Consider the following 14,991-nt stretch of genomic DNA (forward strand, 5'->3'; position numbering starts at 1 on the left):
AGCAGGCACGCTTGTGTCTGCTGGTTTTCTTATACTGAGCTGAATTATTCTTCTTCTTTTTGAACCAGTACTTTATTATCGTCTTTATGATACGTAAAGAAACTGTCGACGAGATGATCTAAATGCTCGAGTTTTTCTTCGTATTCCATGATATGAGAAATGATAGGGAGAAGGTGAAGCCATTCTTCTTTACTAATTTCAGCTTGCTCATATAACTCCAAGTAGCTTTCCATTAAGTTAGTTTTACCTTCATCAATTTCCTCTAATACTTCAGGGCTTGGTTGAGAGTTTACTTTTCCAGCATACCTGAGTAGTATTCGATTATGATAATCGGTTAAACGTCTTAATTGATCTTTAATGAGTTCCTGAAGATTTTCTGGCATATGAAACAGTTCATTCTCACGACGTTCGATGTTTTTTAAAATGGTTGAGATCTTTTGACTGCTTAAAATCATTTGTTTAAATAAAACCACTTTACGAGCTTTACTGTATTTGTTTTTTATAAAGTAATTTCGTTCTTCTTTATATAAGAGAAAGAGGTTTTCGAGCTTTACCATTTTCTCGTGCAGGATTGAAAGGTCTTTACGCATCGCTTTATGATCTGCATCTCGTGCCAATAGCAATATCGTCCATTGAATAGTTTGTTCTGTATATTCCACGACTTGATGGTACAGTTTGGTTTCGTAACGCGGTGGGATAAACACAAGGTTAACGATAAAGGCAGAAAATACACCGATTAGTATGAGTAAAAAACGAAATGAAGCAAACTCAATAAAGTTATCGACTGGACTTTCCATAATAATAATGATAGTTACGATCGCTAATGGAATTGTAGAAGCCTCTAGCTTTAATTTTATAATAATAGCAATGGCAATGACGGTTACCAATCCAACGACAAATGGATCAGGGCCGAATGTAAGAACAAAGATGACAGCAAGGACGGCCCCGATAATATTTGCTTGTATTTGTTCAAGTATCGTTTGAAACGATCGATGGATAGACGGTTGAACCGCAAATGTTGCGGCTAGGGCAGCGTAGGACGGGTTCTCGAGACCAATCCAGATCGCAATATATAACGATAAAATGATAGCCAAGCCAGTTTTAAAAATTCTTGCACCTAATTTCATAGTCGTATGATCCTTTCATGCCTACAAGCATAATAAAACTAAGACAATGACGTAATATACACCCTAACCAAATAATAATCAAGTAGAAAAGACAAACTTATATAATGTTAACATAATTTTAATTAATACTTCTTATTATGCGGACTCAGAGGCCTCTATATGAAGTGGATGCTCCATTTTTTTGATTTAGCGGACTCAAAGGACGCTAGTTGCTTAAAATCAGTGTAAATCGGCACATAGATTAGATAATAGAGGCCTCTCAGTCCGCTTAGCACTCCAAAAGTATGTTTTATGTAGAAATAAGGGCCTGTGAGTCCGTTTCTTTCTTATGTAACATGTTTTGGATCAGGTACTAGATACATGGATTGAGAAAAAAGCTTAAAGAAAAATCGCCCTCAAAGGAAAGAGGGCGATTGAACTTTTTACTCAGTTGAAACAGATGGGTCTGCTTGTTGTTTAACTGGAATGACTTGCATGAAATTGGTTTCTAAGTCTTTTAGAAGTTCAGCGACTAAAGCAGCTTCTTCTGTTTGACCGTACTCCGTTAAACGATCTTGATAAAGACCTAATAGTTCATTTAAGTCTTCTTTTCCAGCTTCAGCTAGCGGTTGAAGCTCAACTTTAGCACCTTTTGCGATACGCGCTTGTAACGCTTTTGTCGTTAAGCCAAGTTCAGGCTGATGGCGAAGGTAAACCACTCCACCTGTCATACCCGCACAAATCCATGGACCTGGATCACCTAAAACAACCCCACGTCCGTTCGTCATATACTCAAATGCAAAGCCTTTAAGGTTCGCATTAACTCCAAGATTAGCGTAGTGGTTTTCTTTTAAAGGTTTTGTCAGGCGACCACCGAAAATCATGTCAGCTCCTGATAGACGAATACCAGCACGGGCATCGGCATTTCCTTGGAACATGAATACACCTTGTTGTGCACCATAACCTGCTCCTTTACCAACAGATCCATTATAGAATTTCCCATCTTTTCCTTTGGCTTTAAAGATCATCATTTGACCACCGAAAGATGTTTTACCAATCCCATCTTGAGCACCGCCATCAACATGGATAGCAATTCCTTCACTGTTATAAGCACCAAGACCATTTCCAGGAATTGAGCCGTCTTTAAAGCTCAACTTAACTTCTGGAAGGTTGCGATAAGAGCCATCTAAGTGACCTCTTACACGGTGACAAGAGACGCGGCTTCCAAGAATTCGCTGCTCAGCAGTTACGCCTGAGAATTCTCGAGATTTATTTAGATCTTCTACATTGTAGTCAAGGTATTCTGCACCAGCAGCCACAGCAAGTTGATTTTCTTCAGAAGAAGCAGCAACTTCAAGTTGCGGTAACATTGGAACATCTTGCGCAGCAACGACTTGTAACATGTTGCTTAAATCCATTAAGTTTGTACCGCGTGTTTGCTCTAGCAAGTCAGAACGTCCGACTAAATCTTGTGTATTTTCAAAGCCAAGTGCACCCGTTAAAACTTGCAGCTCTTTACCAAACGCTGTAAATAAGTTCATTAGTCCTTGAACAGCGTTATCGAATTGACGAGGAACGAAACGGCGTAGACCGTGTTCTTTCGCTTGAGCTTCAGATTCAATTTGTGTTGCGATACCAACGTGACATGTGTCTAAGTGACAGCCACGACATGTTGTACAACCAACAGCGATCATTGCTAGTGTACCGAATCCAACACGGTTAGCACCAAGCAGCATAATTTTCACAACGTCAAGTGCACTGCGCATACCGCCGTCTGCCCAAAGCTCAACTTTATGACGGAGGCCAGACTCTACTAAAGCGTTATGTGCTGCCTTGATACCAATTTCAACTGGAAGACCAACGTGTTGAAGGGCATGAACACGGGCTGCACCTGTACCGCCGTCAAAACCACTGAGGGTGATGTAGTCAGCACCAGCTTTTGCAATACCTACTGCGATGGTCCCGATGTTAGGAACGACAGGAACTTTAACACACACTTTCGCTTGGTCATTTGCTGTCTTAATTTCAGTAACCATTTGCGCTAAATCTTCAATCGAATAGATATCATGGTTATTTGACGGTGAAATTAAATCGGAACCTAGAGTAGCATTACGAGCAGCAGCAACTTTCGCTGTTACTTTTGAACCTGGTAAATGTCCGCCTTCTCCAGGCTTAGCTCCTTGACCAATTTTTATTTCGATTAGATTAGTAGAGTTAATGAGCTCAGCATTGACTCCGAAACGTCCCGAAGCAACTTGTTGTCCGCGTGTGTTCGGATATTTACCGAGCATATCTTTAATTTCTCCACCCTCACCGTTGAAGCTGATCATGTTCAAACGGTCCGCCGCTTCAGCATACGCTCTAAAAGCAATTTCGTTTTGCGAACCGAAAGACATTGAGCTGATAATGAAAGGAAGGCTGTGTTTGTTAACTCCTACATTAACTTTTTCAGCTTCAACCTTTTGATCAGTTTCTTTAATATCAGCCAAGTGACGAATAGAAATTGGATTGCTTTCTTCTTGATCTTTTAATTTTTGACTATATTGACTGTATTCTCCTGAACCAGATGCAATATCACCAATTGCTTTCCAGATACGAGGGAAGAAGTGGAATGATTTCCCAGCTCGTGCTTTGTCACTCGCGAAATCTTCAACGCGATCTAAAGCGTCTTTTTTCATTTCTTCAAAGTTATAGCTTAATTCGTCCGAACCAAGGAAGTTAACGATGTTAAGGACATCAGATACTTCATTATTCAGACCAATTGCTGAGAATAGGCGTCCATACCCGCGCAGCTCGTGAATACCAATTGTCGAGATTACTTTTTCTAGCCCTTTATTTAATGCTTCAGTTACTTTAAGTACAGGCTCATTTGTATCACCACAAACCGTTGCAATCAGTAAATATGGGTTAATAACGTCTGCACCTAAGCCGAAAAGAACAGCGATATCATGTAAACTTCGGATGGAAGCCGAACGGATTACTAAAGAGCAGTTACGGCGAATTTGCTTTTCTGTTAATCCTTGGTCGATTGCAGAAGTCACAAGGTGAGGGTCAAGCCATAGATTCCCGTCGACATGTGATTTTGCATCGTCAATAACAATCAGCTCTTTGCCGTTTTGAACAGCTTCTGCTGCTTCTTGGACCAGACGATCTAATGCTTTATCTACTGTTTCTGACTCTGTAAATGTTGCTGATAATACGTGACTGCTTCCAAGGTTTGTGTAGTAATTAACGATTTGTTCATAGGATGGGTGTGCTGTTTGTGCTGTTAAATAAACTCCAGCTTCACCTTCAACGATGATAGGTGAAGTAAGTTCTAAATTTGTATGACCTTCTTCATGATCAAAAAGTGAAGGGCGTTTTCCTAAAATAACACGCGTAGAAAAGTGCTCCATTTCACGGTCACGGTCGATCGCTGGATTTGTAACAACAGCAACACTTTCTTTAATAAAATCAGCAATGTTTTTGCGGCCTTGATGCAGTGCTGCTAACGGTGCATCATGACCTAATGAACGAATCGGTTCAACACCTTTTTCCGCCATTTGCTCGACCATTTGAATGTGTTCACGATCCCATCCAAAAGCAGCGTAATGGTTATTCGTTACTTTTAACGGTAAGCTTGATACTTTATTGTTTGTTTCAAGTGCTGGAGGGTTCAGTCTGTCGTGACTACCTGCCGTATTTAATCGCTTATTTAGACGTTGGTACACTTCTTCTTGGTACTCATCTTGGAAGTACACGGATAACGTATCATCCTCATTCCATTTCAGTCCGACTTTTTCACCCGGCGCTAAAGGTTTTGGCTCTGATACGAATTCTGAAGAGGAGATAATTCCTTGTTCTGAAGCGAAATAATAAGACGTTTCATTCTCGATCATCCAAACGGGACGAAGACCAAGGGCATCGACACTAAATGCAGCTTCATCACCAAAACGAGAAATAATCCCTGCTGGACCTTGAGCAAAGTGTCCCCAAGCTTCTCTAATATAAGTATATAAATCTTGTAGATGTTCAGGTAATGCTTTAATTTCATTGATGATCGGAGGGAATAAAATATCTAATACTTCAAACAAGCTATAACCATGTCTATAAATCATCGTCTCAATCACACGGTTTAAGTCTTGCGAATCAGATGCACCATCTACAAGAGGAACATCGATCATTCGGGCTTCATCTCTTAGCTTGGCAATCGTATTAATTTCACCATTATGTCCAATGACGCTGAATGGCTGCACACGGAAAAATGTAGATAATGTATTTGTTGAATAACGGTTATGTCCAAGCGTCATAGCAGAAGCAACGAGTGGACTAGCTAAGTCATCATAATAACGAGGTAGGACATCTCCGGCGCCCATTACCTTGTAAATAGCATAATAATTACTTAAAGAAGCGACGTGGATACTAGTATCCTCTTCAATCTCAAGCATTAAATTATAGATTGCTAGGTTTAACTTAGACACGTCAAAATTAGGGAGTAAGGCAACCTGGAAGAATACCGGTTCTTCTTTACGACCTAATGGGCCTAACGCATCGCTGTTTGTCACTTGATCCGTTTCAAAGACAAGATTAAATTCATGTTTTCCAACTAAGTTACGAATTCGTTCTTTTGCTGCTTCGGTATCTACTTTTTTATCAATGAATAAATGTCCAACAACAAAATCAGGTCGGTCAACGAGACTGCTGTCTGCATTAGCAGCTGACAACTTTTGTTCCCATAACGTCTTAGGGATATCGATATGAATTCCGACTCCATCGCCTTCATCATTAATAAAACCAGCACGGTGGTTCATCTTAACTAAAGCGTCAATACAGTCATCGATGTTCTTTTTCGTCGGTTTTTTTGCTTTTTCCATGACAGATACAATCCCACAGCTGTCATGTTCAATTGTGTTAAAATTTTTAAATGTACTCGGGCTCCATGTTTTTTCCATTTAACTGGTCAGAATATCTGACCTTCACCTCCTAAGGTTGAAAGTGCATGTTCGAAAAGTTTGCAAGCAGTGTGTAATCATGTAATAAAACCTTACAAAAATGTATAAAAAAATTCAAATGTGCTCAAGAAATTAGTTCCGCGTTCGTTCTTCTGTTTGTGAACTTTTCGAACAGCCTTCTTGGCTTCAAAACGTTTGTAAAAATACTTTTCTAACATATTAAAAATAGAACCTCAAAACAGCAGGTTCTAATTGTCAGAATTGTATATCAAGTATATCATGATGAATGAATAAAATCAATTATTTTTATTCATTTCTATGCTATTGTCATTCAAAAATTACAGTTTAATTGTTTAAAATAAAATAAGAAAATAATGGATGTGTAAGCGTTTTCATTGGGGTTTTCAATAAAAAAACCAGAAAAGGATTTTCTTTTCTGGTTGTATCGGATGCATAATTATTCATTTGGCCAATTTTGAAAATGCGTGTTTGACAGCGGTGAGGGTATCGTTGATATCTTGTTCGGTATGGGCTATTGTAAGAAACCAAGCTTCGTACTTTGAAGGAGCTAGGTTAATCCCTTGCTCAAGCATGAGCTTAAAGAATTTGCCGAACATTTCACCATCACTTTTTTCAGCTTGTTCATAGTTTGTAATTTTCTCGTTTGTAAAGTAAACGGTTAGCGCTCCTTTAAGGCGATTAAGTGTTATCGGAATATTGTATGTTTTTGCATGTTCAAGTATACCAGTTTCGAGTATTTCGCCTAATTGATCCAGTCGATCATATAATCCTTCTTCTTGCAGAACTTCCAAGCAAGCGATCCCAGCACTAATAGAAGCAGGGTTTCCAGCCATTGTTCCAGCTTGATACGCAGGGCCGAGTGGAGCGACTTTCTCCATGATCTCTTTTTTTCCACCATATGCACCAATTGGAAGACCGCCGCCAATTATTTTACCTAGAGCTGTCATATCAGGTTCAACGTTTACTAAGTTTTGCGCACCGCCATACATGAAGCGGAAGGCTGTAATGACTTCATCATAAATCACTAATGCACCAGCTTCGTGTGCTAATTGATTTACTCCTTCAAGGAAACCTTCTTTCGGTTCAACGATTCCAAAATTTCCAACAATCGGTTCAACTAAAACCGCTGCTATTTCATGACCCCATTTTTCTAATGCTTCTTTAAAACTATCTATACAATTAAAAGGAACTGTAATGACTTCTTTAGCAATGGACTGAGGTACACCGGCAGAGTCAGGAGTTCCTAGTGTCGCAGGACCGGAACCTGCAGCTACTAAGACTAAATCGGAATGTCCATGATAGCAGCCCGCAAATTTGATGATCTTGTCGCGGCCAGTATAAGCTCTAGCAACACGAATAGTTGTCATGACGGCTTCTGTACCTGAATTAACAAAGCGAATTTTTTCCATAGAAGGGATAGCTTCTTTTAACATCTTTGCAAATCGAATTTCAAGATTGGTTGGCGTTCCATACAGCACACCATTTTCAGCAGCTTTTGTAATCGCCTTTGTGATATGTGGGTGGGCATGTCCTGTAATAATAGGTCCATAGGCTGCAAGGTAATCTATATATCGGTTACCGTCTACGTCCCAAAAGTAAGCACCTTGTCCTCGATCCATAAAAACGGGAGCACCGCCACCAACTGCTTTAAAAGAACGTGAAGGACTGTTAACGCCTCCTACGATATGTTCAAGTGCTTCTGTGTAAAGTGTTTCAGAATTTGTATGATTCATATCTTTGCACCTCTTCATGTAAATTTACCAACTTTATATTACCATAAGCTCCTACCTTGAGCGAAAACAGGGATTGCGTTAAACTATTTGAGTTATAGAAAAAAGATAGAAGTATTAAATATGAAGGATAAGGAAATTTGGAAGAGGTGTAAACATGAATGCAATAGAAGTACGTGAATTACGAAAAGAATTCAAGTCCTATTCCAGCCGCTCGGGTTTAGCAGGGGCGTTTCGTGATTTATTTACGAGAAACTATAAGATACTTGCAGCGGTTGACGGAATTTCATTTGAAGTGAAAAAAGGGGAGATGGTTGGTTACATCGGTGAAAATGGTGCGGGTAAATCAACGACAATTAAGATGCTTACAGGAATTTTAACCCCGAGTGCAGGTGAAGTCGTTGTGAACGGTATGAACCCGCATAAAGAAAGAGAGCGTTTTGTTCGGACGATAGGTGTTGTATTCGGTCAACGTTCACAATTATGGTGGGATATCGCTGTACAAGAATCGTTTCGACTTCTAAAAAAGGTTTACAATATTCCTGATGAGCAATATGAACCGCACATTAAGGAAATCATTGAAACGTTAGATTTGGAACCTCTATTAGATAAACCTGTTCGTAAACTATCATTAGGTCAACGAATGCGCTGTGAACTAGCAGCGGCTTTGATTCATAATCCGCCACTCTTATTTTTGGATGAGCCGACGATTGGATTAGATGTGCTTGTTAAGTTAAAAATACGTGAGTTTCTAAAGAGAATCAACGAGCGATTTAACACTACCATTCTTTTAACCACACATGATTTGAGTGATATTGAAGCGCTGTGCGAACGGGTGATTATGCTTGATGAAGGTAAAATTATTTACGATGGCTCCTTAGCAGATCTAAAGGGAAATTGGGGTAAAGGAAAGGAGATTCAGTTCCAGTTTGATGAATTGGTTTTAAAAACAAGTTTAGTAGAAAAAACAGAAGGGCTTGGTCTTCCTATAGAATGGAAACAAGGTGATCAAGAAAATGTTTGGGCAGCGATCGTTTCTCAAGAAGAAGCAGTTTCGCAGATTATTAGTTTAATTGCTAGTCACTTTAAGTTGTCGGATATGAGGATTAACGAAGTTTCGACAGAAGAAATTATTCGTAACATTTATGAAGAAGGTGTGTTCTATGGCAAGTAAATATGTGGAGATGATCCGAATTCGTTTCCTCATGATGCTTGCTTACCGTACAAATTACTATAGTGGTATTTTGATTTACAGCATTAATATTGGTGCCTACTATTTTTTATGGATGGCCATCTATGGTGGGAACGATGAAATACAGGGGCTCTCGGTCTTACAAATGACAACGTATGTTGCTGTTGCTTGGATGGCGAGGGCATTTTACTTTAATAATATTGACCGTGAAATTGCTCAAGAAATTAAAGAAGGTAAAGTTGCGATAGAGCTTATCAGACCTTATAACTACTTGGGCATGAAGACGATGCAAGGGCTTGGGGAAGGGCTGTTTCGACTGTTTTTCTTCTCTGTTCCTGGTATGTTCATTGTTTGGTTAGTTTTCCCAATTACTTTTTCAGCGAGTCCTTCGACTTGGGTTTTCTTTGTTATTTCTCTGATGTTCAGCTTTATTATTAATACCCAAATTAATTTACTTACGGGTATATTGACATTCTTCCTCTACAATAATACCGGATTAATTAGAGGGAAACGTGTTGTAATTGATCTCTTTTCAGGTCTGTTATTACCGATTAGCTTTTATCCGATTTGGGCCCAAAATGTCATGACGTTTTTACCCTTTCAGGCGATTAGTTATATACCGAGTATGATATTCACTGAAGGCTTTACGCATCATGAAGTTTGGCAAGGGTTAGCTATTCAATTGATTTGGGCGCTTGTCTTAATTGTGCCAATCCAAGTATTATGGGTGATTGCTAGAAAACAAATGGTTGTACAAGGAGGCTAAAATGATGTTTCATGTATCTATGTTTTTCCAATACGCCTCTCAATATATAAAAACAAGACTGACTTACCGTGTAGATACGGTTGTAGAGATTTTTTCAGATTTACTATTTCAAGCAGTTAATCTTGTATTTATTCTCGTTGTCTTTGGGCATACCTCGTTCTTAAGCGGTTGGAATCGAGAGGAAATTATTTTTATTTATGGCTTTTTTCTAGTTCCTTATGCTATTTTCACTTCTTTCTTTAATATATGGGATTTTAATGACAGGTACATTGTTAAAGGGGAAATGGACCGTGTTCTAACCCGACCGATCCATAGTTTATTTCAAATTGTACTCGAGCGGATGGAATTAGAGTCATTATTTGGAGTTATTACAGGTATAGCAATTATGGTTTATGCGGGCAGTCAATTAGGACTGTCGTTGTCTTGGTATGATCCGTTTATCTTTGTTGCGTTAGTAGCAGGTGGGGCGTTAATTTACGGCAGTATATTTACGATGCTTGCTAGTATTAGCTTCTGGTCGGATAGCAAGACCGACTTCATGCCGATGATGTACAATATTGGGAACTACGGCCGGTACCCAGTGGATATTTATAATGGTGTAATTCGCTTTGTTTTAACTTGGATTTTACCATTCGCGTTTGTCGGCGTATATCCCGCGGCTTACTTTTTAGGCAGGGAAGAGTGGTTTATGTATGCGGCCCTGACACCTGTAATGGGAATTATCTTCTTTATCCTGGCCATTGTGATTTGGAATGTTGGTGTAACTAAATATCGAGGGGCAGGAAACTGATATGAGGCGAGGAGTTAAGTTTAACTCTTCGCCTTACGTCGCTAACCGGTCGCTTGCGCTTTTCCCTGTCCAGCTCCAGGTGTCATCGGCTCGAGGTCGCTTCGGTCCATCAAATGTGTCCGAAAGGCAGGACACGTATTGCTGGTCCTCCAGCGCTTGTCGCCGATAAGCAGGCACCTTCCGCTTTTCCCTGTCTAGCTCCAGCTCCCAGCGCCTAGCGAGACTTCCCTCACCTTCGTACGATAAGTCAACATCGACTCACTAGCGATCGTCGTATTTCCTTTATCTCCTACGGCTCAGTCCAGTCCGTACGTCGCTAACCGGGTCGCTTCCGCTTTTCTCTGTCCAGCTCCAGGTGCCATCGGCTCGAGGTCGCTTCGGTCCATCAAATGTGTCTGAAAGGCAGGACACGTATTGCTGGTCCTCCAGCGCTTGTCGCCGATAAGCAGGCACCTTGCGCTTTTCTCTGAAGTTGTCCTATTTTTTTTAATTCGCTCATAAAGTGGGTTAGAGGTGGTTTTATGGGGGAATTATTGATATTAACCGTTATCCTAATGGCCGTTTTGGGTGTTCTGATGAGTATATTATTACTATTAAAAAGCCGCCCGGTACGAGGCCAAGCGCTTTCACTTCGTAATTTTGTTGTACTCTTAATCGTCTATGTAACCATTACGATTGGATTTGGTGCTTTGTATATGGCTTTGGAAATGGCAGGGTATACAGTTCTTACTGAAGGAAAAAGACATGTCGGCGGGAATGTGCTTCATCTAATAGAAGATACGATGTATTTTAGTGCGGTTACGTTATTGTCTGTCGGTTACGGTGATATTACTCCGTTAGGGTTTGGACGGCCGATCGCGATGTTTCAAGCGTTAATTGGGTATGTTCTCCCGGCGGCATTTGTTGTCACGACGGTCATATATATGGACAAACGTTCAGATTAGTTGTACTTCTTGAGAACTTTCGTTAATCTATACGAAAGAAGACATTTGGAGGGATAGAAATGACTGTAGAAATTGGACAAACTGCACCTGAATTTAAATTACCAGCAAATACTGGAGATACGGTTTCATTAAATGATTATAAAGGGAAAAATATCGTATTGTATTTTTACCCTAAAGATATGACGCCGGGTTGTACCACTCAAGCTTGTGACTTTAGGGATCATCATGAAAGTTTTGCGGATGTTGATGCTGTTATTTTAGGTGTCAGTCCTGACCCTGTGGAACGTCATGCAAAGTTTATAGATAAACACGGACTTCCATTTATTTTGCTAGCTGATGAAAACCATGAGGCAGCTGAAGCGTATGGTGTATGGAAGTTAAAAAAGAATTTTGGAAAAGAGTATATGGGAATTGAAAGATCGACCTTTATTATTGATAAAGAAGGAAAAATTGTGAAGGAATGGCGTAAGGTCAGAGTGAAAGGTCATGTGGAAGAAGCCCTCACTTATATAAGAGAAAACTTGACGTAACAACTTGGGACGATTGGTTTCTTAATGCTTCTAACTAATGGGACTCTAGCTGAGCATCTGCTTGGTTAGGGTCCTAAAAAGCAATAGTAACAAATTTAGAAGAGGGGTCCGGTGTAAAGGTTATCTTCTGCTAAAGTTAAATTAGGTCTACGACAGCTTCTAAAAGAAGATTTTCCGCCGGTAACCATTCAGTAGTATTGTAATATAGATGAAGTAGAATGAATTTGAAGATACAGAAATACTTATATTCTACGGGGGGACGTAACGGTTACACCATATTTCTCGGAGTCCCATCAGTATCATTATCGAGTATTTGGACTATATCTGTTTAGATATAAGTGATTGGGTTAATTTAGTGAATGTTAACAAAGGATAATTAAGGAGAGGGGATGTAACAGGGTTGAAGTTGATGATTTGTATTATGGAAAATTATTATGCTAATGAAGTAGAAAAGCAATTGAAATTTAAAGGATTCCGCATGACGGAGCTAGCTAGTACTGGTGGTTTTTTAAGGAAGGGTAGTACGACATTCTTGTTTGGTGTTGAAGAAAAAGATATTGAGGAATTAAGGAAGTCATTACAAGAAGCCTGCCTGCATGTTGAAAAGCAAAAAGGGAGAAAGAGAGCGGTGGCCCATCGATACACATCATTCATCATCCCAACAAGTCCCGCATTAGTGCCTTTACTACAGACTTAATAATGGTTTAAATCGTTTTCTTTAATGATACAGTGTAAACATTGACAATTTATCGAAAAATTATTATACTATTTATAAATATTATAAATTAAGAATTGTTGTTCTGAAAGCGAGGTGCATGACGATGGCCAAACATCGCCTGCAGGAAGCGATCGATTCTTTGAAAACGACGAAAGTTCGCATGACTCCGCAGCGTCATGCAATCTTAGAGTATTTATACGAATCGATGACTCATCCAACAGCGGATGACATTTATAAAGCATTAGAAGGTCGATTTCCTAATATGAGCGTTGCGACAGTTTATAATAACCTGCGTATGTTTAAAGAAGTAGGGATTGTAAAAGAGTTAACTTATGGAGATTCGTCGAGTCGTTTCGATTGTGTAACGACGGACCACTATCATGTGATTTGTACGGATTGCGGAAAGATCGTTGACTTTCATTATCCAGGTCTAGATGAGGTAGAAACTCTTGCTGAGCATGTGACGAACTTTGATGTTAGTAATCATCGAATGGAAATCTACGGTGTATGTCCGGATTGTAAGAAGAAATCTACTCATTAGGAGTAAAAAAAAGCTGAATGCCTATCATGGCATTCAGCTTTTTTTGCGATTATATTTTAAATCGAATTCTTTACCTTCAAGCTCAGGATCTAGTGTTAATGGCTCGTTACAATTCATACATGCATCAACACGGCCTAATACTTTTGTTGTCGTGTTACAGTTAGGGCAGACGACTTTCACTGACTTCGTTGAGATCATACCGATCCAAAAGTAAACGACAGTACTTGCGATAACGAATAGAAAACCGAGCAACATCGTTAAGGACATTATAATAGGAGAATTCCGAAAGAAAATTCCTACATACATAACGATAATCCCTATAAACACAAGTGATAGGGCGAATGTTCTTATTTTATTTATTTTATTAGAGTGTTTAGTAGACATAGTAGTTTCCCTCCTTTTTTTAGTATAGCATATAGTGAGATGTTAAAAAATTATTTAATAGCAATTTATAAATGGAAAAGGGTTTAGAGTTTTCTTGTCGAAGAACTAGTTGACTTATTATATTAGGAACATTGATGTTCCTTTGGATATAGTAACGAGGGTGTATGTTTTATTATTGTAGTGTTTGTAGAGAGGGGACCACTCATGGAAGTAATGTTAAGACAACTGTATCAAGATAAAGCAAGTGAACCTGATACATTAGGAATATTAATAGTAGAGAAAGACGTAGGGTTTGACTCTATTACTGATGGGCATGATGTTATCCTATTGATCATTAAGGAAAAAGGAACGAGCCCTTGGTTTGTAAGACATTATGAATATTTAGACAAGACAGTTTCAATGAATCTGATTGATGAAGAGCAACTCTTTCAATGGATGATATCAGGAGCTAACCGTCGATTTATTGACTGGGTATTTAATGGGAAGGTTCTTTTCGATCGAAATGAATATGTCTATTATATGAAGAAAAGAATAAATGACTTTCCTTTTGAAGAAAGGCAACAAAAGCTCGGGATCGAATTTTCTAAGTTAATTCGACGCTATGAAAAAGGAAAAGCTTTGTACCAATCTGAGAATTATTACGATGCATTCAATCATATTTTACATGCTCTTCATCACCAAGCGAGACTTTCTGTCATTGAAAGAGGGTTTTATCCTGAAATTACAGTATGGGACCAAGTTAAGCATATTGAGCCTGAAACATTTAAACTTTATCAGGAGTTGCTTTTAGGGCAGGAAACGATCGAAAAGAGGGTAGAGTTAGTATTGCTTGCAAGTGAGTTTGCGATAACTTCAAAAGCGCAGCTAGGGAGTATGCACATTCTTAAAATTATGAACAGTTCTATGGATCCTTGGACGATTTCAGAATTAATGGAACACCCAGAGTTAAAGGAGTATTCCATTGACTTAGAACTGCTGGTCAGTTTTTTAGTCCAAAAAGGAGCAATAGAAGTTATACATAAAGAAACGAAAGCCAAAGGGATTTACCATCGTTTGTACGAATGTAGATAAAAAACTTTTGTAAAAGTATTGACCTAGAAAAATGGATATGATATATTATTAATCGTCGCTGTTGCGGCGATGTTTTTATTTTAAAAAACAGCATTTAATTTTTTGAAACAGAGTGTTGACAGTGATGTTCACATGATGTTATACTTTAAAAGTCGCCATTGAGGCGGTAACAAAAAGTTCTTTGAAAACTGAACAAAAAGCCAAGCGAAATAAATGAGATACATGATATCTCGTCAATGTTTTAAAAACGTCACGTTTGTGACAATG

The 14,991-nt window shown here is 39.0% G+C and carries 12 protein-coding genes; 8 read left to right on the forward strand and 4 right to left on the reverse strand.

Going from position 1 to position 14,991, the window contains the following annotated elements; genetic code table 11:
• Window positions 1–44: 44 nt before the first annotated feature.
• From AC2VNP_RS08490 to AC2VNP_RS08500, 3 genes are all read right to left on the reverse strand, one after another.
• Window positions 45–1,127 (reverse strand): FUSC family protein, encoded by a 1,083-nt coding sequence (locus AC2VNP_RS08490; protein ID WP_486916906.1) that lies wholly within the window; start codon window positions 1,125–1,127, stop codon window positions 45–47.
• A 422-nt stretch (window positions 1,128–1,549) separates the two neighbouring features.
• Entirely contained in the window at window positions 1,550–6,037 is a 4,488-nt protein-coding gene (locus AC2VNP_RS08495) for a glutamate synthase-related protein (protein ID WP_486916907.1), read from the reverse strand.
• Window positions 6,038–6,498: 461 nt separating this feature from the next.
• On the reverse strand, window positions 6,499–7,791 hold the full coding sequence (locus tag AC2VNP_RS08500; RefSeq protein WP_486916908.1) for a glutamate-1-semialdehyde 2,1-aminomutase: 1,293 nt from the start codon (window positions 7,789–7,791) through the stop codon (window positions 6,499–6,501).
• A 154-nt stretch (window positions 7,792–7,945) separates the two neighbouring features.
• Between AC2VNP_RS08500 and AC2VNP_RS08505 the strand changes: the two genes are divergently transcribed.
• The 7 genes from AC2VNP_RS08505 (at window position 7,946) to perR (ending at window position 13,269) form a co-directional block, all read left to right on the forward strand.
• A complete protein-coding gene (locus AC2VNP_RS08505; RefSeq protein ID WP_486916909.1) occupies window positions 7,946–8,962 on the forward strand; it encodes an ABC transporter ATP-binding protein in 1,017 nt (338 codons plus the stop codon).
• On the forward strand, window positions 8,952–9,746 hold the full coding sequence (locus AC2VNP_RS08510; protein ID WP_486916910.1) for an ABC transporter permease: 795 nt from the start codon (window positions 8,952–8,954) through the stop codon (window positions 9,744–9,746). Before AC2VNP_RS08505 ends, AC2VNP_RS08510 begins: the two co-directional genes overlap by 11 nt.
• A 4-nt stretch (window positions 9,747–9,750) precedes the next feature.
• Window positions 9,751–10,536, forward strand: a complete 786-nt coding sequence (locus AC2VNP_RS08515; protein WP_486916918.1) for an ABC transporter permease — start codon at window positions 9,751–9,753, stop codon at window positions 10,534–10,536.
• 521 nt (window positions 10,537–11,057) lie between these two features.
• The gene (locus tag AC2VNP_RS08520; protein WP_486916911.1) at window positions 11,058–11,480 is read left to right on the forward strand and encodes a potassium channel family protein; all 423 of its coding nucleotides are present in this window, start codon (window positions 11,058–11,060) and stop codon (window positions 11,478–11,480) included.
• A gap of 59 nt (window positions 11,481–11,539) precedes the next feature.
• Complete coding sequence (gene bcp, locus AC2VNP_RS08525; RefSeq protein ID WP_486916912.1) at window positions 11,540–12,010, forward strand: thioredoxin-dependent thiol peroxidase; 471 nt, start codon at window positions 11,540–11,542, stop codon at window positions 12,008–12,010.
• 409 nt (window positions 12,011–12,419) lie between these two features.
• The gene (locus AC2VNP_RS08530) at window positions 12,420–12,707 is read left to right on the forward strand and encodes a cyclic-di-AMP receptor (protein ID WP_486916919.1); all 288 of its coding nucleotides are present in this window, start codon (window positions 12,420–12,422) and stop codon (window positions 12,705–12,707) included.
• A gap of 124 nt (window positions 12,708–12,831) precedes the next feature.
• The gene (perR, locus tag AC2VNP_RS08535; protein ID WP_275119485.1) at window positions 12,832–13,269 is read left to right on the forward strand and encodes a peroxide-responsive transcriptional repressor PerR; all 438 of its coding nucleotides are present in this window, start codon (window positions 12,832–12,834) and stop codon (window positions 13,267–13,269) included.
• A 33-nt stretch (window positions 13,270–13,302) separates the two neighbouring features.
• Here the strand turns inward: perR and AC2VNP_RS08540 are convergent, their stop codons facing one another.
• Window positions 13,303–13,653, reverse strand: a complete 351-nt coding sequence (locus tag AC2VNP_RS08540; RefSeq protein WP_275119486.1) for a YgzB family protein — start codon at window positions 13,651–13,653, stop codon at window positions 13,303–13,305.
• Between the two features lie 204 nt (window positions 13,654–13,857).
• Between AC2VNP_RS08540 and AC2VNP_RS08545 the strand changes: the two genes are divergently transcribed.
• Window positions 13,858–14,724, forward strand: coding sequence for a nucleotidyltransferase-like protein (locus AC2VNP_RS08545; protein ID WP_486916913.1), 867 nt, complete (start codon window positions 13,858–13,860; stop codon window positions 14,722–14,724).
• The last annotated feature ends 267 nt before the right edge of the window (window positions 14,725–14,991 follow it).

The organism is Alkalihalobacterium sp. TH-98 (assembly GCF_057473385.1).